General features: G+C 38.7%; 15 protein-coding genes. 7 read left to right on the forward strand and 8 right to left on the reverse strand.

Annotation, left to right across the window (positions count from 1 at the left end; genetic code table 11):
- The first annotated feature begins 209 nt into the window (after positions 1 to 209).
- The gene (locus ACQ96U_RS11465; protein ID WP_431721384.1) at positions 210 to 413 is read left to right on the forward strand and encodes a hypothetical protein; all 204 of its coding nucleotides are present in this window, start codon (positions 210 to 212) and stop codon (positions 411 to 413) included.
- A gap of 105 nt (positions 414 to 518) precedes the next feature.
- Here the strand turns inward: ACQ96U_RS11465 and ACQ96U_RS11470 are convergent, their stop codons facing one another.
- The 5 genes from ACQ96U_RS11470 to ACQ96U_RS11490 all read right to left on the reverse strand — a co-directional run bounded on the left by ACQ96U_RS11470 (position 519) and on the right by ACQ96U_RS11490 (position 7419).
- A complete protein-coding gene (locus tag ACQ96U_RS11470; protein ID WP_431721385.1) occupies positions 519 to 2153 on the reverse strand; it encodes a methyl-accepting chemotaxis protein in 1635 nt (544 codons plus the stop codon).
- A gap of 257 nt (positions 2154 to 2410) precedes the next feature.
- The gene (locus tag ACQ96U_RS11475; protein WP_431721386.1) at positions 2411 to 3550 is read right to left on the reverse strand and encodes a DUF1513 domain-containing protein; all 1140 of its coding nucleotides are present in this window, start codon (positions 3548 to 3550) and stop codon (positions 2411 to 2413) included.
- Between the two features lie 2 nt (positions 3551 to 3552).
- Positions 3553 to 4608 carry an imelysin family protein gene (locus tag ACQ96U_RS11480; protein WP_431721387.1) on the reverse strand — a complete coding sequence of 352 codons (1056 nt, stop codon included), beginning with the start codon at positions 4606 to 4608 and terminating at the stop codon, positions 3553 to 3555.
- Positions 4609 to 4665: 57 nt separating this feature from the next.
- Positions 4666 to 6057 carry a di-heme oxidoredictase family protein gene (locus tag ACQ96U_RS11485; RefSeq protein ID WP_431721388.1) on the reverse strand — a complete coding sequence of 464 codons (1392 nt, stop codon included), beginning with the start codon at positions 6055 to 6057 and terminating at the stop codon, positions 4666 to 4668.
- Positions 6058 to 6144: 87 nt separating this feature from the next.
- Positions 6145 to 7419, reverse strand: coding sequence for an imelysin family protein (locus ACQ96U_RS11490; RefSeq protein ID WP_431721389.1), 1275 nt, complete (start codon positions 7417 to 7419; stop codon positions 6145 to 6147).
- Positions 7420 to 7707: 288 nt separating this feature from the next.
- On the opposite strand from ACQ96U_RS11490, the gene ACQ96U_RS11495 reads away from it, so the two are divergent.
- Positions 7708 to 8289: a hypothetical protein gene (locus ACQ96U_RS11495; protein WP_431721390.1), complete on the forward strand. Its 582-nt coding sequence runs from the start codon at positions 7708 to 7710 to the stop codon at positions 8287 to 8289.
- Positions 8290 to 8318: 29 nt separating this feature from the next.
- Here the strand turns inward: ACQ96U_RS11495 and ACQ96U_RS11500 are convergent, their stop codons facing one another.
- From ACQ96U_RS11500 to ACQ96U_RS11510, 3 genes are all read right to left on the reverse strand, one after another.
- Complete coding sequence (locus ACQ96U_RS11500; RefSeq protein ID WP_431721391.1) at positions 8319 to 9476, reverse strand: type IV pilus assembly protein FimV; 1158 nt, start codon at positions 9474 to 9476, stop codon at positions 8319 to 8321.
- Between the two features lie 449 nt (positions 9477 to 9925).
- Positions 9926 to 11971 carry a putative bifunctional diguanylate cyclase/phosphodiesterase gene (locus ACQ96U_RS11505; RefSeq protein ID WP_431721392.1) on the reverse strand — a complete coding sequence of 682 codons (2046 nt, stop codon included), beginning with the start codon at positions 11969 to 11971 and terminating at the stop codon, positions 9926 to 9928.
- Positions 11972 to 12580: 609 nt separating this feature from the next.
- Positions 12581 to 13432: a 6-carboxytetrahydropterin synthase gene (locus ACQ96U_RS11510; RefSeq protein WP_431721393.1), complete on the reverse strand. Its 852-nt coding sequence runs from the start codon at positions 13430 to 13432 to the stop codon at positions 12581 to 12583.
- Positions 13433 to 13689: 257 nt separating this feature from the next.
- On the opposite strand from ACQ96U_RS11510, the gene bioA reads away from it, so the two are divergent.
- The 5 genes from bioA (at position 13690) to ACQ96U_RS11535 (ending at position 20451) form a co-directional block, all read left to right on the forward strand.
- Positions 13690 to 14982: an adenosylmethionine--8-amino-7-oxononanoate transaminase gene (gene bioA / locus ACQ96U_RS11515; protein ID WP_431721394.1), complete on the forward strand. Its 1293-nt coding sequence runs from the start codon at positions 13690 to 13692 to the stop codon at positions 14980 to 14982.
- Between the two features lie 3 nt (positions 14983 to 14985).
- Complete coding sequence (pepQ, locus tag ACQ96U_RS11520; RefSeq protein ID WP_431721395.1) at positions 14986 to 16350, forward strand: Xaa-Pro dipeptidase; 1365 nt, start codon at positions 14986 to 14988, stop codon at positions 16348 to 16350.
- Between the two features lie 287 nt (positions 16351 to 16637).
- Positions 16638 to 17513: a PEP-CTERM sorting domain-containing protein gene (locus ACQ96U_RS11525; protein WP_431721396.1), complete on the forward strand. Its 876-nt coding sequence runs from the start codon at positions 16638 to 16640 to the stop codon at positions 17511 to 17513.
- A gap of 825 nt (positions 17514 to 18338) precedes the next feature.
- Positions 18339 to 18659 (forward strand): carbon storage regulator, encoded by a 321-nt coding sequence (locus ACQ96U_RS11530; protein ID WP_431721397.1) that lies wholly within the window; start codon positions 18339 to 18341, stop codon positions 18657 to 18659.
- 481 nt (positions 18660 to 19140) lie between these two features.
- Positions 19141 to 20451 carry a hypothetical protein gene (locus tag ACQ96U_RS11535; protein WP_431721398.1) on the forward strand — a complete coding sequence of 437 codons (1311 nt, stop codon included), beginning with the start codon at positions 19141 to 19143 and terminating at the stop codon, positions 20449 to 20451.
- Positions 20452 to 20891 lie beyond the last annotated feature (440 nt).

Raw genomic sequence — 20891 nt, forward strand, 5'->3', positions numbered from 1 at the left:
CCTGCTTTATTAGCACCTAAAAAAAACCCTCGCATCGCGGGGGTTTTTTTATGCCTATAGATAAATAATTTGTTTTTATGTTTAGATGACTACATTTAAAGCATATAGTTTTTAATAAAGAAGCGCATAATAAGATGATGGGATTAAGATTTTAGCCCTATTAATCAGTCATAAGTAGTTTAGCTAAATTCATTAGGAAAATAGTTACCATGAATACCGCTACCATTCTTTGGGGGCTACTGTTTGGGTCTATAGGTCTGGGTTATTTCATATATGGAAAAAAACAGTCAAATATTGTCATTCGTTTAACGGGTATCGCGTTGATGGTTTATCCGTATTTTGTTGACAATGCAATTGCGTTAATCTTAATTGGTACAGGTTTAATGTTACTGCCAAGATTTATTCAGTTATAAGTAGAATGTCGCTTTGAATAGAAAATTAAACTATCTACTTCGTAAATGAATGGATTTTCATGTGTACTAAATAAGTAGCATGTTTCTACTATCTTGAATTTGATTCTATTTAGCTAACTGTACCACTAAGTCTTCTAACTTCTTGGCCAAATCCTCTAAGCTATGACTGTTTTCTGCTGTTTTATCTGCATTTTTACTATTGGTTGAGGCAATTTCAGTAATATCATGAAGGTTTTGGCTGATGTCTTCAGCAACGGAGGTTTGTTCTTCAGCGGCTGTTGCTATTTGATGGTTCATATCACGAATTTCTTCTACGGCGTGGGTAATTGATTGTAATGAATCACCCGCTTTTGTGACTTTTTCTACGCCTTCTGCTGTTTGATTACGACCACGCTCTATGGCAGAGACGGCATCATGAGCACCATTTTGAACGTTGGCGATAATATCTTGTATTTCAGCTGTAGATTGCTGGGTACGCTGGGCAAGCGTACGAACCTCATCAGCAACAACTGCAAACCCACGACCTTGATCACCAGCTCGAGCTGCTTCAATAGCGGCATTAAGTGCAAGCAAATTAGTTTGTTCTGCAATACCACGAATAACATCGAGTACTGTGCCTATACTTTTTGATTCTTCTTCCAAATGCTGAATAACATCCGATGTATTACTGACTTCTTTTGACATACTATTTATGGTATCAATCGTGTTATTCATTATGCTCATAGTGTTTTGGGCAGAGTTATCTGCATTTGTTGCTGCTTCAGCAGCATTTGCGGCATGTTGGGCGACTTCGTGTGCTGTTGCACTCATCTGATTCATTGCAGTAGCAACTTGGTCAGTACGTAAATGCTGCTCGTTAATTCCGCGAGAAATATCCTGAGAAATATGACTTAGTGAACGTGATGATTGTTTTAGGCTTTGTAAAACACTCTTTAAACTATCTGTGGTATTTTTTAATGAAGATTGGAGTTTGGCGACTGAATTAGAAACAAGACCAAGTTCGTCATCACGGGGTTTAAGTTCACTGTGAAACTCAAGCTGTCCTGACTCTAACGCAAAAATATGGTTTGATAATGCTTGAAGAGGCCTAATTAACAAAGCTCTTAACCAAACGAATGCGATAACAAGGATAATGACTAATACTGCAAACGTAGTGAAAAACAAGCTATTGGATAATGTTAAGCTACTTGACGAAAGTGATGCGCTTTTAGTTTTTGAAATATCACTTAATTTTTTTTGAAGCTCTTCCAGTTGTGTAGACGGTTTCCTGTCTATTCCCTTTACTTGCTTATCTGCAGCTTTATAATCATTATCGCCTTGGGTAAATTTATTATAAGATTGTTGATACTGGCTGAAGAGCTGTTGATGGGTTTGAATAAATGACTTTAGTTCATTAGCTGTTGCTTCATCCGTTTCAGTAATATGTGGTAGTAATTCTTTGGCGATTTGTTGAATATCTTGTTGCTGTTTTTCAAATGCTCCCCAGTACTTTTCCCTGTTGCCACTATCATGGCCGCGAAGTAGAACATTTTTCCATTCTTGAACTTGTCGCTTAAAAAGAAGATTTAAGTGATCAATTTGTTGGCTGTGATAGAACTCTTCATTAATTAGGGAGTTATACTCTTTTAACGCATTGTTGGTCTGCCATAGGCTGAATGCATTTAATGCTAAAAGTATAGCGCCCACTAAAAAAGGTATAAAATAAACCTTCGCTAAGAGACTTTTCTTGAGCAACCCCATGAGTTACCTCAATCTATCATATAAAACCAGTACTGTGTGATATTAAGAGTTTAGCAGTGATGTTTAGAGTGGGCGAAATAAATAAACTGCAAGTAGCGCTTTGGTGCCGGTGTGCTTGAGGTGTATTGGTGTAAGGACTATTTGCTCCATACTCATCACAAGGCCACCTTTGGCCTGCAATAAGTACCGCGCTCCCAGCAAGTGTTTCACAAAAAGTCTTCTGGCACGTTTTAAGGTTAACGGGTATATTTTAAGGCTTATACCAATGCACTGGTCGTATTGAGGTGATTATCCCAGGCAATTTTATTGTATTTTGTGGTGTGTACTTTTTTGATGCCAGTGTTGCAATCAAAAAGGTGTACCTCTCCTGTTCCTGTTGTTACAGCACAGAGATGGTCACTGAGCGCAACGGCTCCTGCAGCATCCGTTAAGGGAATTGTTTTTGTTAATTGTTTAGTTTTCAAATCCCAAAATGTGACTTTATTGGCTCGTGGTGCAGTAATAACAGCGGTATTGCTTTGAGTCATGATACAGACACTGGCGATATACTGATTGAGTTGAAGCCAACCGATTTCATCAGTATGCATAGGCTGTAATTCACTATTACCTTGCTGATAAAGTACTAGAGGCACAATATCACTTTGATCGCCCTGATATTGTAAACCCACAATAATCAACCCATCATCACTAACATCCAGGTGTCGAATGCTTAATTGTTTAGGATTAAATGACCATTGTTGTTGTACATCGCCTTTTGCTAAGTTGATAAGACTTAAGTTAGGCTTCATGGAGTCAACGTTTAGTTTACGTCGGTCATAGTCTGGATGAGTTTTTATACCGCCATTGGCGACGATTAACTGATTGTGCTGTGGATGTAGGCGTAATTCATGAGGTCCCATTCCACCACTATTGAGGGTATCAACACGTTCAAAAGTACGCGTATGGTATACGCCTATTTGACCTTTACTGGTTGGCCAGTGTTGTTCCGTGGTGAAAAAATATTCACCATCATGACTGAAAACACCATGACCGTAAAAATGATGATTGGGCAGAGCTGTTATTTGTTTTAGTAACTGGTGTTTTTGATAATCAAAAACGTAAAGTTGTCGACCAGGTCGGCGGTCAACACAGATCGCTATAGGTTTTTTGGGGTGTGGTGTAATGCTGTGTGCTCGGTGGGGGAGGGGGAACGAAAAAAGTTGTTGCTGCCATGGCGAAAAAATACAAATATGATATTTACCCTTATTGTCTTTTGCCGCGCTTAGGAGCTGTGGTGATTTAGTTGCTTTTTTGCGTAGCAGCTCAGACGCATAAAGTGATGGTATGCAAAAAGCGGTTAAACCTAAAAGACCTTTCTGTAAAAAAGCACGGCGTTTAACTGAACGCGTAAATGACATGATCAATCCCCATCATTTGCATTAAAGCCAATTAACACGTCAAGTGTTTTAGGTAAGTCCAGCGTTATTTGTTTTTTTAATTGACGAAATTGCTGTGTTGTCTCTTGTAATTGTAATAGATTTTTTGCTGAGTGTTTTTCTTGATTTTTAATAGCTTGTAATATAGAAAATAATGAATTTGGCAACTGTTTAAATTGAGTAATATTTTTTTTGAAGGCGGTGTTAAGGATTTTTGCTAGGTCTTTTTTTTCTTTGGTATCTTGTAAGTAAGGTAAAATAAGCTGCTGATACCAGCTGTTAGCTGCGACTAAGCTTTGCTGAATATTTTCATTTGAGTGTTGGCTACGCCAGGATTCAGCGAAGTAAGGATTTTGTTTTAATACAGCTAAAGACCATTTTTTATATGTTTTTTCTAAGTAGGACGCTAAGGCATTGCTTACCAGCGTAAGATAGTCATGTTGATTTTTAATCGCTAATGGTTGTTTATTCCAGTGCTTTTGAAGATAGTGGCTGTTTTGAACGAGGACTGAGGATACTTCTTCTAACAGTTGGCAGCGTTGCTTATTGTTAGCAATCGAAGGTGTAATAGGCTCAAAAAGTAAATATTCTGCAGCTGAAAGTCCTTGAATGATAACACTGGCTTCAGCTACTTGCTTGTTTGTAATGGCGTCGGAGTGTTGTTGTAAAAACTGCTCAACTTTTCGTTTCACTAAATTCTTTTTATCTGGCCAGAATTGAAAACGCCAAGCAATATTCTCATCTACGACCAGGCCAAAATTAATGAGATCCGCTTTAACCCAGGCATTCATTGCATTTTCCCAGGCTAGTTGGGTAGCGCTTAATTTTTCCGGTTGCTGAGAAGCTGCCGTTGTTTTACAAAGTTGCTGGCTGGATTGATGAAGTGTTTCAACCTGTGTTGATAGGTTGGCATATATTGCATCGACATGTGTAGTTAAATTATCTAAATTGGCCTGAACGGGGAAGGTAACTAAGATACAATAAGCGATAAAACTCTTTATGCTTATACGAAAGTTATGTTTTATTTGTGAGTATTTCATAAAATAAAAACTCTTGCTCAAATACCATATTGGTAACGTGGTATTTGAATATGTGGGTTATAGTGAATTTAGAAAAACCAATAGGGCGGCACGTTCTTTTTTATTCATTTTTAATACATGCTGTTTCGACTTTTCAGCTTCTCCACCATGCCAGAGAATTGCTTCCATCAAATTTCTAGCTCGTCCGTCATGTAAAAAATAGGTGTGATCATTAACCGTTTTTGTGAGTCCTATACCCCAAAGAGGTGGAGTTCTCCACTCATTTCCAGATGCTTTAAATTCAGGGCGGTGATCTGCAAGCCCTTCTCCCATATCATGCAAAAGCAGGTCAGTGTAGGGCCAAATAACTTGTTCTGATAGTGCTTTTCTTTCAGGACGGCGTGCTGTTTTTAATTGAGGAATATGGCAACTATTGCAGCCACTGGTATTAAATAGAGTCTGCCCTTTTTTGACTAAAGGATCATTACTATTTCTTCGTGCGGGAACCGCTAAATGCTGGGTATAAAACTCAACGAAATTAAGAATTTTTTCACTTACTTCAGGTTTTCCACCAGAGGGTGCCTTATTACAGGCTTTTTGCTGTGTAGTACAGTCATCATGGGGAAACATCAGTGAAGTAACACCTATATCACCATTAAAAGCAGCTGCATTTTGCTGCATTAATGAAGGTTGTCCTGCCTTCCAGCCAAAGCGTCCTAATTGTGTTTTTTGTAAGCGGTGGTCCCATACATAATTCGCACGGCCAGAAATACCATCCTTATTTTTGTCTTCTGGGTCAGCATGGGTAAGAATAGTTTGCTCATCAACACTTTCCAGTAAGCCCAAACCAATCATAGGTGGAGCAATGCGCGCTGACATCATCGTTTCAGGATGGAATTTACCATAACCAAGCTCAGTTATAGTCAGTGTTGGCTTCCGTAAACTCACTTGATATCCATCCTCAAATGATACGACTTGTTCCGTATAGGTAATATTTATTTTTCCTTCATTGGGGATGGGGTCATTAGCAAAGTCTTGGAGTTGTCCACCATACGTAGGTTCAGGTATAACCCCTTGCTTTTTTAATTGTGCTTGTTGTTGCTCTGTGACTGCAGGAATACTTAGTCGAACGAGCATGGAAACAGCATTATGGTCATTCGGTTCTGGAGGATGACCTCGACCGTCTTTAATATGGCAATTCTGGCAACCATTTGTATTAAATAAGGGCCCCAGTCCGTCACGTGCAGTTGTTGATGATGGTGCTTGTACCCAGGGATTACGAAAAAAACTGTTGCCTACACTAAAGTCGAGTTTTTGGGTAATGGGTAAATTGGCGGCAGGAAGTGAATAAGCGTTATGTGTTGTATTTTTTACTGTAGTCTCACCACCAGACAGTTCGTCACGGCTTAATGGCGCAGCATTGAGGATAAAAGAGGGTATGAGTAGCGTAAGAGTTATAACAGGTTTCACGATAGCTTTACTGCATTGATGTTATAATAACTAGCCCCTTTAACAGGGCTAGGCTGTATTTAAACTGTGTATAAGCTGTTTTTTTAATTAAAAACTATGATCAGCATTATCTGGGTTTAAGTTAGCTATGCCAATCACTTTCGCCGCTTTTTCAATCCCTTCTGTTTGTGCAACGAGAGACTGTATTGCATTACGAACAATGGTATGGCCTTCTTTATTGTTTGCAGCAATCATTTGGTCGAATGCCATACCCTTTTCAGCTTTATCAACCATTGTTTGCATTGCAGATTGAGTCGTATTAAATAATTGTTCAATTTGTTGAGCTGTTTTAGGTTGTTTTGCTTTTACCAGATCTGCCACACTGGGACCTGTTACGGTTGACCCATCTATACGCTGGTATTTACCAAAGAAAATGTTGTTGATGCCTTGTGCATTGTAATAATGGGAATTGTGGGTGTTATCGCTAAAGCAGTCATGTTCATCTTCAGTAGAATTAGCTTCTAATGCGACTTTCATACGTTCCCCAGCAAGTTCCCCCAAAGCCAGGCTACCCATACCATAAAACATTTTACGGAGACCTTGCTCTGGTGAATCGCTGAGTAGTTCATGGCGGTAGTTGTCGGATTTTTTCGGAGCCCACTGAGTGACCATATCCTTTAAATCATTAACCAGAAGTTCAGAGGTTGCTTTTAGATAGGCGACACGACGGTCACAATGTTGGTTAGTGCACTGCTTGCCTGGCATAAAGTCAGTTACTTTACGCTCGCCCGCACCAGCCTGTGTGCCATGTAGATCTTGTCCCCATAGTAAAAATTCAATGGCGTGATAGCCTGTTGCCACATTTGCTTCAGAGCCACCCAGCTCATTCAGTGACGCTAATAATTCGGGTGTAATATTCGTTGCATCAATTGTTTTGCTTCCGACTTTGATTTGCTTATTAGCAATGATGTTAGCACTTGCACCACTATTGCCGAGTTCATACTCATAGTGCTCGGTGTCAACATAGTCTATTAAACCTTCATCAAGAGGCCATGCATTCACTTGACCTTCCCAGTCATCAACGATTTTGTTGCCAAAGCGAAATACTTCAGTTTGTTGGTAAGGAATTCGTGCTTGAAACCAAGCTTGTTTTGCTTGTTTAAGGGTTTCTTTATTAGGATTTTTTGTTAGCTGATTGATTGCTTCTTGCAGTGCCTGAGCGGTTTGCAGGGCATCACTGTAATTAGCGTAGGCAATATCAGCATAGTGACCTACAACAGCTTTCAGAGAGGGAGCCTGATTATTCTCTGCTTTGGCTTGCACGGATAATGGTAAGGCGACTATCGACGTAAGTAAGTAGGTAAGTGCTGTCTGACGTAGCATGCGGGATAAACTCCTTCTGAGGTACATCATTGCTTAGTGTTTGGATAAGAAGCTAATAATAACTATTACCATATTATAATGATAATGCTTATCGTTTAAAAGGTGGGCAGTTTGTAACGATATCTGGCCAGGTTCATTTTGCGTAAAGATGGTATTTGTCGCTTTATCACATCCATTTAGTGAGTTTTGTCGCAAAATTCATTCTATAGTAAAGATTAATGAGGTAATGTGTGAAGTAGTTTGTATAACTGATTGATTATTCATATGAAGACAGTAATAGCATTTCTCATGAGTAGTTTGATGATATCTGGCTGTGATATGGCGCTGGATACGACAGAAACAGCACAATTTAGCCAGGATGGGATATCGTTTCGTTATCCTGCTTCATGGGATGTGGATTATCAGAATACTGATGGACAGCACCAGTGGATATCACTGGAAGGTGTATTTACATTAGGTGTTGATATCAATATTGAGTCCCGTGTTCAGGAAAAAACACGTGCGCTTTATGGTGATGAGATTAATATCATGGCTTATGCTCAGGGGTATTCCGATACCTTCAAGCAGCTTGAAATACCTGGTGCGACAATTGAGTCCAAACGCTTTGAAGTGTTAGATACGATTGACGATAGTGCGCTTGGCAATGTGCAATGCGTTCGTGAGTTTTATCAGGTTAAAGGCTATACCCAAGAAGCATTTCTTCGGGACTATTGTGGGATGCAGACCGCTTCTCACTCAATTTACTTTGTCATGCAGCGCAATCAGCGGGAACAGACAAGACTTGAGCCAGGTTTAAAATTGGTGATGGGTAGCTTCGATATGCGTTCTGATTTGTCAGAAAATGCGGCTACCCAAACAGTAAGCTTATAAACCTATTCTTCTCAACCAAACGTATGGGATTAGGGGACTTGGGTGAGTGACTGTTGAGGTACTGTTTCTGGTGCCTCAAGTTCTTCCAGTCTGGCTTGAAGCCTTGCCATCTGTTCATCCTTGAGGACCAGCAGGCGTTTTAAGGTATTAATTTGTTCCTGTAAGTCATTCAGCCGTGATTTTAACTCGTCATTTTCACGTTTCGATTTATCTAGCTGCTCTTGTGTGACTGTGAGCTTTGTATTGTAGGCTGTATCTGATGTATGGGGTTGTAATTCTGAGTTTCCCGTTGCTGTTGGATCAACATGAGTGACAATGGAGAGTCTGTCAGCTGCATTTTGACGTCCAGCAAAGGTTGGAGAATCCTGATGGGTTGCATCCAAGGGCGTTGCGGTTAACGACTGAGGGTCATTGGACTGAGCCGCTATCAGTTCTACGGATTCTTGTGGTGTGATAACCGCAATTTGCGCTTGGGTTGGAACTCTTAACACTTTACCCCGTTTTAATAGGTTGATGTTGTCATTGATAAAGGCATGAGGGTTAAGGGCTTGTAAAGCAATCATCATTTGTTGAATGCTGATTGACTTGCTTGGACGAACGTCTCGTGCGATTTCCCATAAGGTGTCGTTTGCTTTAATCGTGTAGCTTTCTGTTTGCTGTGGTGAAGGTTGACTTTCACCTGTCGGGGGGGCACTGCTAGTTTGAGGCGCTGATGAGTTATCTGCTATTTGATACTGATTGGTATTAAAATCCAGTGTGGGTGTCGTCGACGTTGGTGCAGGGGGATCAAGTAGCAAAGTATACTGGCGGAGAAGACGTCCTGTAGGCCATTCTGTTTCAATAACAAAATTTAAAAACGGCTCTCGTATCGGTTGATTACTGGTCACTTCAATATAAGCGGTGCCATTGGGCCGAGTCACCGTCTTGAATTGTAAATGCTGTAAGATATTTACAGGTTCAACCCCTGCCTGGTAGAAAGCAGATTGGCTCGCCAAGCGTGCATGTACTGTATTGGCAGATGTTGTACGGTTGTTAGGAATAAGCACTTCAATATGTGATTTTAAAGGCTCATTCATCACTGAAAAAAGGCTTGCATCCCCTAACTGTAAAGCATGTATTGGTGCTGTAAATACAGCTGAAACTGAGGATAGTATCCCGGAAAATAGAACGGCTTTTTTGTTTGTCATGGTATTTTTCAGCAAGCTGTAAAATGTCTGGTAGTCTGCTTCTGGTATCACAATAAATATGTTGTACTACAAAAGAAGACTATGCTCTTCCGTGCCAAAGACTTACTCTATCTTGTTCCATAGGTTTTGGACTGCTTTTTAAGGGGCTTGTTTAATTCCCCCTGTTACTGCTTACAACACTTTCTAAGGAGTATAAGACGCTCGTTGTAAAGTGTTAAGTTTTTACAGTGGCTATCTTGCCATCTATGATGTATACAACAGGAACCGTTCACCTGTAAAGCTTGAATATGACTTTAGCTGATAAAAGCCTATATTTACTTCGTGAAAGTCAGGTATTGCTGTGTATTATATTGTTAGGCTAGTAAGAGTGTAGCAGTGGCTATCGTCAGCAGAGATTAAGTGTGATTAGCTCGCTGTGGATGGTTCTAACCCATTATTGTTTTCATTTTTCAGGCTGCTTTGTTGTTTTTTTTTACGTATTGTTGAAACTGTTCAGAGGACACTGGTTTGCTGTAGAAATACCCCTGACCTTCTTCACAGCCTTGACTGATAATATAATCTTCGTGCTCCTGGGTTTCTACGCCTTCAGCAATAACTTTAAGTCCTAAGCTTTTACCTAGCTGAATGATTGCTCTTACAATGGCCGAATTATCTTCATCTTGAATAACATCTTGCATAAACCCTTTGTCAATTTTTATTTTATCGAAGGGTAATTTCTTTAAATAACTTAGAGAGGAATAACCTGTACCAAAATCATCAATGGCGATCATTACACCTGAGCGTTTAATACTTTCCAGTCGTGCTGCGGCGAGAGATACATCATCCATGATACTCGTTTCAGTGACCTCCAACTCCATACAGTAAGGTGGTATTGAATATTTTTGTAATGTTTCAGTAATAACTTCTTCAATATTTTCCTGGCGTAATTGTATAGCGGATAAATTCACTGCCATACGGAATTCTTCAAAGCCCATATTATGCCAAAACTGAAGCTGTTGAGCCGCTTGTTGGAGTACCCATTCGCCAATAGGAATAATGGATAAATTCTTTTCGGCTAATGGAATGAATAATTCTGGAGAAATAAAACCTTTATCAGGATGTATCCAGCGTAAAAGTGCTTCTGCACCAATGACACGGTTTGTGGAATAGTCAATTTGAGGTTGATAGACTAAGTGTAATTCTTTATTTTCTAACGCTTTAAGCAGGTCTTTTTCGAGTTGTTTGCGGATACGCATTTCTGTATCCACACTGGCTATATAGAATTGGAAGCGGTTTTGACTGCGGGATTTTGCCAATGTCATTGTTTGCTCTGCTTTTTGTAGCAGTTTTTCCGGGTTACTTCCATCCTCAGGAAATAATGTAATCCCTATGGTCGCACGAATACCAATAGGCTCATTGTTGATGACGAAAGGCTCTTCTACATCATTTAAGACATTTTGAGCTAGCTCTGCGGCTTCATAAGGCTGTTCAATATTGTCCTGAATAATGGCAAACTGGTCTCCTCCTAAGCGGCCAACGGCACGTACGCTACTCCTTTGGTTACGTAAGCGGTCTGCTAGCGCCATTAAAATATGGTCACCGACTTTGTAGGTAAACTGTTCATTTACGCCTTTAAAATCATCAATACCACAACATAAAATAGCAACGAGACAATTTTTGCCTCCTGCTTCTTGTAATATTCGCTGTAATTGCTTTTGCAGCATGACGCGATTAGGTAAACCGGTAAGAAAGTCATATTGAGCAAGGCGAAGCACATGCGCTTCTGCTTTTTGGCGTTTAGTATTGTTGCGATCTATTGACTCAAGCAGCTGATTGGCGGTGCGAATCCAAATCCCCATTTCATTTTTTTCGTTACCCTTCAGCATGGGGATCTTTTTTTGACCAGGGTGGTCGGGGTTAATATGAGATAAATTATCAATGATTCGGGTAAGTGGTTTGGTCAATAGAATGGTGTAAATTAAATAAAGTACTGTGGCCATTGCGATGGCACGCAAAATGCCAGACACAAAAATGATAATACTACGATTGACAAACTCAGAACCACTTAGCGCAGTGTCAATGGTAATCATCAGATCACCATAATATTCACTGTAGGGCAGTCGTCCAAATAGATTGACTTTGTATGTTCGCTCAGTATTAAAGATTTTATCAGTAAACCAGCGGTAGGGGGTGCTGATGAGTGGCCGGCGTTTCTCTGCCAGCATGGGTTCATCGGGATGCCCAATAGCTGCATATCGGATAGATTGATTTTCGAATAAGCCTTCAACAACTTGTGATGCCATTTCTTTGTCCAGGCTATACACCGCCTGAATAGCAGGATCACGAACCATGGCCAACATTGCATAAGCCTGGTTATCAATGGTCTCGTCGGAGCTGTATGCATCAAAAACGATTTGCGCGACACTCAAGACTACACCCACGAGGAATGCAGAAAATAACACCACGCGCAGTAATTTAACAGATAACCGATCTCTTTTAGGTATTGTTAAAGCCAATCACAGTCCCTCTTTTACAACGTGACGTTCTTGGGGTCTGTACCACTTCCAGTATGCGAAATGTTTTATCATTCGTCAAAACGCTTAAATATTCAGATTTGCAATAATAAGCAACTCACTTAATCAGTGTGCTTATTCAGTAAAGTAACAAATTGAATAAGTATACCCTTTATTATGAGTATATTTTGTTTTACTAAAGGCGTTACATCCAGTGTGGCTTTTTCCACAAGAGGGTATAGCAGCCTTTAAATACTTCATGAATAACTTATTAATCAGATTAGCTAAATACTGGATATAAGAAAGTCAAAAATATTAATTTATTCGTGGTATGAATAGTCTCTTAATATGGATACTCGGTGCTTCAGTATCATGTTAAGAAAGAAACTGTTTTTCCTGTTTAGCGTGGATTTTAATTTAAGCGTTCATTCAGGTTGAGGCTATTATGAATCTGCTGATAAGTGTTATTTTTGTTTGTGTCACAGAAGTATTATGAGCCCTCGGGGAACACTTCACTGTGTTATTGAGGGCATTTCATAATGTATGTATTTTTAGAGGTACCCTTTTTGCTTAATTGTTTTTTGAAATAAATAATGAACGTTCAAAAAAAGATTATACTGTAGCAATTGCCCCTTTTTTATAGCCTTCATAGGCTTGTACAGTAACATCTTGATTAGGGTTCTCTTTTTTTATTTCTTGCGCTAAGTGTTGGGCAATTAGCTCTACGGTCGTGTCTGTTTGGAAAAAATAACAGCGTTTTTTATTAATGGTTAATTCAAAATAGCCTTGAGGTGCCTGGTAGCCACATTTTATATAGGTAATGCCATTTTGTTCAAATTGGTCCAGAATATCTGCTTCAGTCACAAGGTAAATATCCTGCCAGTGCTTGGCCCATTGCTGTGCTAATTGGGGAGCGGGCTTTCCATCCAGCTTAATTTTTAGCGGTGACCGGTGTCCATGTGCAATGCGTTGGCAGTCGCCATGATGCTTTTTCAGTCCATGACTGTAATGGTAATAGGCTTCTTGAATGGCTTGAGGGTATAGATTTACAGATACAGAATCTACATTGTCAGGTACAACACTTTTTAGGTGATTTTCAACGACGGCTTTTAATGTTATGGGTGTAATTGTATCAACAGGAATAGGTACAATGGCTGCTTTGGGTGCTAGACAGTGAATGATGTCATCTTGGGATGTAGAAAGAGTGACTTCACGTGTTTTATCATGATCAACCAGTTGGATGGCATCACAGTGAGAAGGTACAACAAGTGTATGATCAATGGTACTGTCAATGGCTTGCTTGATGTCTTTTTTTACATTGCCAAAATCAAACACCATACCTTGTTCGTTAAGTGAGCCATCAAGTATTACATCGACTAACCAACTTTCGCCGACGAGACCACGCTCAGGGCATAAATAGGAAAAGTCAATAACGGTTAGCTGTTCAACAAATAAAGATGCCATAAAACTTAAGTCTAGTGATTAAACAAGTGATTTTACCTTATTCTAGGGGGACGAAAACACCCTCACTTTGTGTTGACTGCATCTTTATTAAAAATAGGCCATTCCGTCATTAGGTGATGAGCTAAATCTGTTTGTAACTCTGTGAAGTGGTTGAGATATCGTGTATCAGTCGTTAGCATCTTTTTTAAGATGTGCCTTAAGCCATCGTCTAACATGTTTGAATCATATCCACAGCAGATGACTAAAGGAGTAAGACTTTGACTAAGCCGTTGGTGAGCGAGGATGATCTAGGTTTTGATGCAGCCCATATTTGGCACCCTTATACATCTATGCAAAACCGTTATCAGATGTTTCCTGTCGTTTCCGCCGCAGGGGCTCAGTTAACGCTGAATGATGGACGACAGCTAGTGGATGGTATGGCATCTTGGTGGTCTGTCATTCATGGCTATAACCATCCAATATTGAATGAGGCCATTCAGCAGCAGCTAGGGTTAATGGCCCATGTGATGTTTGGGGGATTAACCCACAAGCCCGCGATTGATTTGGCTCGAAAATTAGTCGCTATTTCCCCCGAGCCTTTGCAACAGGTTTTTTTCTCTGACTCCGGGTCAGTAGCAGTTGAAGTTGCGATAAAAATGGCATTGCAATATCAGCATGCGAGAGGAAATACCCAGAAGAAACGTTTACTGACAGTAAAACGGGGTTATCATGGAGATACCTTTTCTGCGATGTCGGTTTGTGATCCTGAGCAAGGTATGCACACGCTGTTTCAGGGGGTGCTTTCTAAACAATTATTTGCGCCTGCTCCTCAAAGTTCTTTTAGAGGTGAGTGGCAACCTGGAGAGTTGACAGCCGTAAAGCAATTATTTAAACAACATCACTCTGAGATAGCGGCTTTTATTCTTGAGCCGATTGTCCAAGGTGCCGGCGGCATGCGTTTTTATGCACCCGAATATTTGGCTGAAATTAGAAAGCTTTGCAATCAATACCAGGTTTTGCTCATTGCAGATGAAATAGCCACAGGTTTCGGCCGAACAGGTAAACTTTTTGCCTGTGAGTACGCCAACATAGCACCTGATATTTTGTGTGTTGGTAAAGCTTTGACGGGTGGATATATGTCATTTGCGGCCACCTTATGTACGGAAGAGGTTAGTCAAGCCATATCCAAGGAAGGAGTATTGATGCATGGTCCCACCTTTATGGCTAACCCACTTGCTTGCAGTGTTGCTAATGCCAGTATTGATTTGCTGCTTGAGCAAGACTGGCAAGGTACTATTGCTCAGATAGAACAAGGTCTTATACAGGGGTTTGCATACTGTCGTTCACTACCACAGGTGGCTGATGTGAGGGTTTTGGGGGCGATAGGCGTTGTTGAGTTAAAACAACCTGTTGATATGCATCAGGTTCAGCCTATGTTTGTTGAGCAGGGCATCTGGGTTCGCCCGTTTGGCAAGTTGGTTTATGTTATGCCACCTTATATTATTTCAAAAGAACAACTTACCTTGCTTTGCCAAGGCATTTGTAATGTGATTACTCAGTTGGGGGAATGATAGATGGATATTATTCAAGGACAACATGATTGGCAATCATTATACAAAGAGCATGTAGCCGTGTTAATGGAAAGGTTGCAGCAAAGTTTACTTGAAAATGAATTTGATAGTGTATTGATTTATTCTGGTACGTCATCAGTAGCGTTTCGAGATGACAACCCTTACCCTTTTAAAGCCAATCCTCATTTTAAGCATTGGTTGCCATTGCCAGAACAGCCTGGTTGTATGTTATGGATAACACCAGAAAAAAAACCAAAACTTTTTTATTTACAGCCAAAAGATTTTTGGCATGCGGTACCGCCAGAACCTGAAGGTTTTTGGCTCAATGAATGGGATATTAACATTGTCCATTCTGTGTCAGAGATTCGACAGCAGTTAGCCATAGATTGGAACACAATGGCTTTTATTGGTGAAACAACGGAAGAATTATTTGATTGGCCTATTCAACACATTAATCCTAATTCCTTGCTTGCTCATTTAGAATATAATAGAGCCTATAAAACTGCATATGAGCAGCAGTGTTTAAGAATGGCTAATAGACGAGCCGTTAAAGGACACAATGCGGCCTATCAAGCTTGGCATTCAGGGAAAACTGAGTTAGAAACACATTGTGCTTATTTAATGGCGTGTCAGTTAAGAGAAAGTCAGTTGCCTTATGATAGTATTGTTGCTTTCAATGATCATAGTGCCATCTTGCATTATGACCATTATCTAACAAGTGCAACAACTGAAATGAAAAGTTTTTTACTCGATGCAGGCGCTGTTTACAATGGTTATATTGCTGATATCACGCGAACTCATTGTGCAGGAGAGTCTCATGTATTCAGTGAACTGATCCAGGCACTTGATCTTGCGCAACAAAAATTAATTTCAGAAATTGAACCTGGAATGTCTTTTGTGTATTTACATGAAAGAATGCATGAAGCAATAGCCATTTTATTAAACCAATTTGAGATTGTGAATTTGCCTGTAGAGCAAATTATTAATAATGAAATTACCCATGTATTTTTCCCTCATGGGCTTGGCCATTTGATTGGTGTGCAAACGCATGATATTGGTGGGTGGCAGAAAGATACCAATGGCACAATGTTTGAGTCACCTTCAAAACACCCATTTTTGCGTTTATTGCGTCCGTTAGACATTGGTGTGGCAACCACAATTGAGCCAGGTATTTATTTTATTCCAATGCTGCTAAAAACATTACGTGAAAGTGAACATGCAAAGTGGGTTAACTGGTCGCTTATTGATACATTATGTGGCTTTGGTGGTATTCGTATAGAAGATACTGTAATCATTAACCATCAAGGTACTGAAAATATTACACGAGATGCTTTTACGTTAGTATCTGAAATAGATTTTTCTTTATAATTTAGTTAACAGCAGAAATACTGGTTAAAGTGTTTCTGCTGTTATTTTAATTAAATCGTTTGGTATTTATCAAGAAATATTTAATTCATAAAATTGTATTGTGTTTTTTGTGAGTTCTATTACTGTTTTTGTCGTGTGTTTTTACACATTTAATTTAAATGGTTATGTAGTAATCATGAAATTATATTTTTTCTCTTGTAAGACAACGGTTTAGTTTATACCGCCCTTTCTGGCACAGTAATTGTTATTAGGCTGGGGTAGCATGAGCTTCCATAAAGGGTAAAAAAATGACTAAGTTAAAACCACTGATTTATGCTTGCGCGCTAACTGCATTAAGCGGCGGTATGACGCATGCCGATGATATTTTTCTTGATGTTGGAACAAGTTTCAATGCGACAGATGCAGACTCAAGAACTGATGATTTTGAAAAACTATTGTTTAGTGTGATTGCCACATCTACTTACACCATTGATGACAATATATTTGGTGGTGATGACACAACACTTGATACTGGTGACAAGGTAGTTGATACCGGCCACTCAAATATTGGTTCTTTAGAGACTAATGATGCCGCAGCTTTAGTTGGTCCTGCATTAGAAGGGTTTAATAACGATTGGGGATTAACGATTGATTATACGATCAGTGGTTATGCTGTTGTGGGACCTGGTGGTATTCCAGATGAGTTAGCAGCAGTCTTTACCGATGGTACAGCAAGTATCTTTTTTGATGACTTTATGGGGACAGAAACTAAAGTATTAGAGTTAGCTTTAACATCAAGTATGATTGAACCCACAAATGTATTGTTGACTGGTATTGTTGATTACAGTTGGTGTGATCCAGCATGCGGATCGTTTGTTGAAGATTTCTTTAATTTCTCTGATCCCATTGCAGGAGAGCATGCTTTCTATGACATCTGGGCGCTCGATCTTACACCACCCATCAGCATTATGTGGCGTTTAGATACCAATATTGATGAAGCAGCGGTTGTTTCACCTGAGCCTATTTCAGAAGGTTCTACTACATGGACACGTGAAACAGAGTTGTCCCCCACCATTCAATTTGTACCTGAGCCAGGCACATATGGGGCAATGTTATTAGGTTTAGGGGCGTTATTATTCTCTCAGCGTCGCCGAATGACTTATGCATTAACAGGTGAACATTAAAACATCTGTTTATAAACTATGTAAATATACTCATACTGATGAGTATATTTAGTGAGAAAAATTAAGCACAAAGGAATGTGCTTAGTCTCTTAGTTATTTCCTTCTTCCCAAAATGTCTTATTTCCCTTCCTCTGACTTTATGTGGCCTAATAGCTACAAATGACGGCTAATCGTGTACTTTTATATATAAAATGTAAATTTATATACATTCTTGATGTTCTTTGTATAACTATGCAGTTAAGCACAGCAAGTAAAATACTTATCCATAAAATAAGGATAGTTTGTATTGTATATGTTTTTGTATTAGGTCACACGAATTCTGTGCTGTCTATATTAAGTAAGTTTATTTCTGTTGAAAATATAATGGATGATTTTATTTATAAGCCACTAATGTATGGAGAGAAATTTTAACAATATAGATTTAAGTCGTGTATACCTGATTTTATGGGGCTTAAGGCATTGACTTTGGTATGAAATGCATGTGATTAGTTGTTTTTTATATTGATGATATTTGCTTATTTTATCCTTGACTAATTTCAGGTAATAAATCAAAAGGTCAAAATATGCCATCCATTATGTGTTTTAGTTGAGAATTAGTTACATAGGTTATTGAACTTTATAGGCCAGTGAATTTACTCGCATTTGCACTGTACCATAGTTGTTTATAATAGATTGAGTGAACAAAAAGTAAACAGTTTGGTGGTGTACATAAATAGAACAAGCGAGTACTGGAGAGGATTCATTTAGGTTTTACGCTAATTCATCATTGTGAACGATCATTAATATGCTTTTGTCAATGATGTATATTTCATAAAGGGACTTTTTATGTTGAGTTTAACGTTAAGTAGTGATCAAGCTATATGTATTGGAAATGATGTAGTGATAGTATTTGAGTCTGTTTGCGAGAGTAGACAGCGAGTCAAAGTTAAAACGTTTGCTCCCAAAGAGATATCAATTAAACGGTTAGAAATTTATGAAGATCGTGATCGTATTGAAAATGATTTGAAAGAGTACTTCACAAAAATTAGACGAAGAAGAACAGGCCGCATAACTAAGAAACCTTATCGTTATATTCGCGCTGAAGCTAATAAAACTAAAATTCATTTTAAAAAAAGGAGACGTTTAGCGGGAGATGATGATAAGTGATGAACTAGGTGTTTTGAGGTGTGCATCACATAAATATTTAGAGTTATTTTGTGGCTTAATAGTTCACTTGCATTATTTATAAAGACATGTTAACTGAATGCTCTTGAGATATAATATTGAGAGATAAGTCATATACCGTCATTAAGGCTCTTCTAGATATATTTATTTTAGAAAGAGCTTCTCATTATATCTTATAAAGTTCATTTTAGAGGTGCCCTAAAGGCGATCAGCGAATTGTTCATAAATTATACATGAGAATTAAGTCATAGCGATATAATTACCTTCAATAGCTAAATGATTATGATCTGATAGTAGAGTCATGAGAGAGGTGATAACACTGTTAGCGCCTAAAAGGGGAGTTCTTAAATAAGTATGAATATTGGTCACTAGGTAAAAAGAATAAGTGTAAATGTATATAAGTCTAAAAAGGGTTCTGCGCTATATCACTTTATGTATAATATTGCATGAAAGTATCCTGTGTGTGTCAGCAGAAAGCAATATTGGTACGCTAGTTTCTCAATCTGGATCTGCTGAAATTAGTACTCAGTTGGTAGCAATTAGTGATACTTCCTTTGGCTCTGCTCATCAGTTGTTGTATACATTCCTTATTACAAATACTTCGTCTAATGAAATAGACCTCCGAAATGGGGTGATTCAGTTTATTACGCCATTCCATTTAGAAAATGTAGAAGGTGACTTTGGCACACTCAGTTGGCCAACAAATAAAATATTCGTTTCAGAACGCCACCCAAAGGGCTACCGAAACTCACTTACCTTTGCTTATAGCGCTGAGCCACCTCAACTTGGAGATGAACATACTATTTTAAAGCCTGGCGCTAGCATTCAATTAAGTTTTGATGCACCACCGTTAGGAATTGAGTTAGAAGATGTACGAACTTCTCTTAAACTTTTGCTAGATCCATCTCCACAAATGAAAGTTGGACAGCTGTTGATAAAAACACCACTTCCTAAAGAAGCGCTATTTGTCAGTCAGTCTCCAAGTGTTGAAGTTTTTGGTGAAGAAGGCTTTCACCAGCAGATTATGCTGGACTGGGGACAAACGCATATTATCGACCAATTACCGTATGGTGATTATTCTATTCATACCAATTCATTAGAGTATTTTCCTGGGGGAACAGATCAACACGTGGCTCTTACACGTTCATCGCCTTCAGCTTCTTTATTGGTTGATTATGAGCATTATGTAGATACTACACGCTTGACTATAACAATGCCGCAAAAACCAGTGTCAGCCAATATCCAAAAAAAAATTTACCTACAAAATTTAACGAGAGGTGGTCTTCCTCAAACTAAACGTATCGTTTGGGGGAAAGATCATGTATTGAATAACCTTATTATGGGGCATCGTTATCGGTTATGGGCTGATGGTTTTACTTATAACGGTACTAAATACTTACCAAATATAACCCATAAGAGGCCTTACGAATTTACTGCAGATAACAATGCAGTAGATCAATTCTCGTTGCAGTATGTAGCAAAATCTGAACTAAGTAAAACGATGGTGCCTGTTTTGATTGAGGTGAGAGGGTTACCCTTAGGTGCTCGCCCAATATTAAGCCTTAAAGATAAGTCAACAAAACGAGTATATCAGTATCCAATTAGTCATGCAGAAACAACAGTATTCAATGTAGTACCAGGAAAATACGTAGTTCAAGGAAGTGTTTACACTGTAAATAAAAATAAGTTTCTACCCGCCATATCCCTAAAAGAAGTAGATGTGAATGAAGGTAGCGTAAGTAAAATTTCAGTGATCTATAAAAAAGTTAAATAACTTTATAGATAAAGATAATATGGGGGTAATTATATCTAAAGCGTTGTCATAATATAGTATTTTTACCTTAATTTTAACGTCATGCATGTCTAGTTTAGTATAACCTGCTTGGCAAGGCTATAGGTACTATATTAGTAACTATTAATTAAATCAGGCTTCGATTACAGAGTATGAAAATAATAAGAGACATACTAAACCCTATAATGAAATATAGAGTTAAAACTAGTGAGTGGTGAATAAACAAACACTATGCTTACGACACAACGCGTATATAGTCACTGAACTTTTATAGATATTTATGTCTCTATACTCTAATTGGAAAAATAATAATAACAGGAATTATTTAAATAGTGACTGATTACTTCTGCAGCAAGTGTAGGTGACTAATTATTGTAATATATATGTAATATAAGTTTCTTAATAAAATTTAATTGACAAAA

Source organism: Zooshikella sp. RANM57 (assembly GCF_050749885.1).
Lineage (GTDB): Bacteria > Pseudomonadota > Gammaproteobacteria > Pseudomonadales > Zooshikellaceae > Zooshikella.

What these genes read in the sequence shown, in the direction of transcription:
- ACQ96U_RS11465 (WP_431721384.1), top strand. Translation starts at nt 210, where the DNA reads ATGAATACCGCTACCATTCTTTGGGGGCTACTGTTTGGGTCTATAGGT.
- ACQ96U_RS11470 (WP_431721385.1), bottom strand. Translation starts at nt 2,153, where the DNA reads ATGGGGTTGCTCAAGAAAAGTCTCTTAGCGAAGGTTTATTTTATACCT.
- ACQ96U_RS11475 (WP_431721386.1), bottom strand. Translation starts at nt 3,550, where the DNA reads ATGTCATTTACGCGTTCAGTTAAACGCCGTGCTTTTTTACAGAAAGGT.
- ACQ96U_RS11480 (WP_431721387.1), bottom strand. Translation starts at nt 4,608, where the DNA reads ATGAAATACTCACAAATAAAACATAACTTTCGTATAAGCATAAAGAGT.
- ACQ96U_RS11490 (WP_431721389.1), bottom strand. Translation starts at nt 7,419, where the DNA reads ATGCTACGTCAGACAGCACTTACCTACTTACTTACGTCGATAGTCGCC.
- ACQ96U_RS11495 (WP_431721390.1), top strand. Translation starts at nt 7,708, where the DNA reads ATGAGTAGTTTGATGATATCTGGCTGTGATATGGCGCTGGATACGACA.
- ACQ96U_RS11500 (WP_431721391.1), bottom strand. Translation starts at nt 9,476, where the DNA reads ATGACAAACAAAAAAGCCGTTCTATTTTCCGGGATACTATCCTCAGTT.
- ACQ96U_RS11510 (WP_431721393.1), bottom strand. Translation starts at nt 13,432, where the DNA reads ATGGCATCTTTATTTGTTGAACAGCTAACCGTTATTGACTTTTCCTAT.
- pepQ (WP_431721395.1), top strand. Translation starts at nt 14,986, where the DNA reads ATGGATATTATTCAAGGACAACATGATTGGCAATCATTATACAAAGAG.
- ACQ96U_RS11525 (WP_431721396.1), top strand. Translation starts at nt 16,638, where the DNA reads ATGACTAAGTTAAAACCACTGATTTATGCTTGCGCGCTAACTGCATTA.
- ACQ96U_RS11530 (WP_431721397.1), top strand. Translation starts at nt 18,339, where the DNA reads ATGTTGAGTTTAACGTTAAGTAGTGATCAAGCTATATGTATTGGAAAT.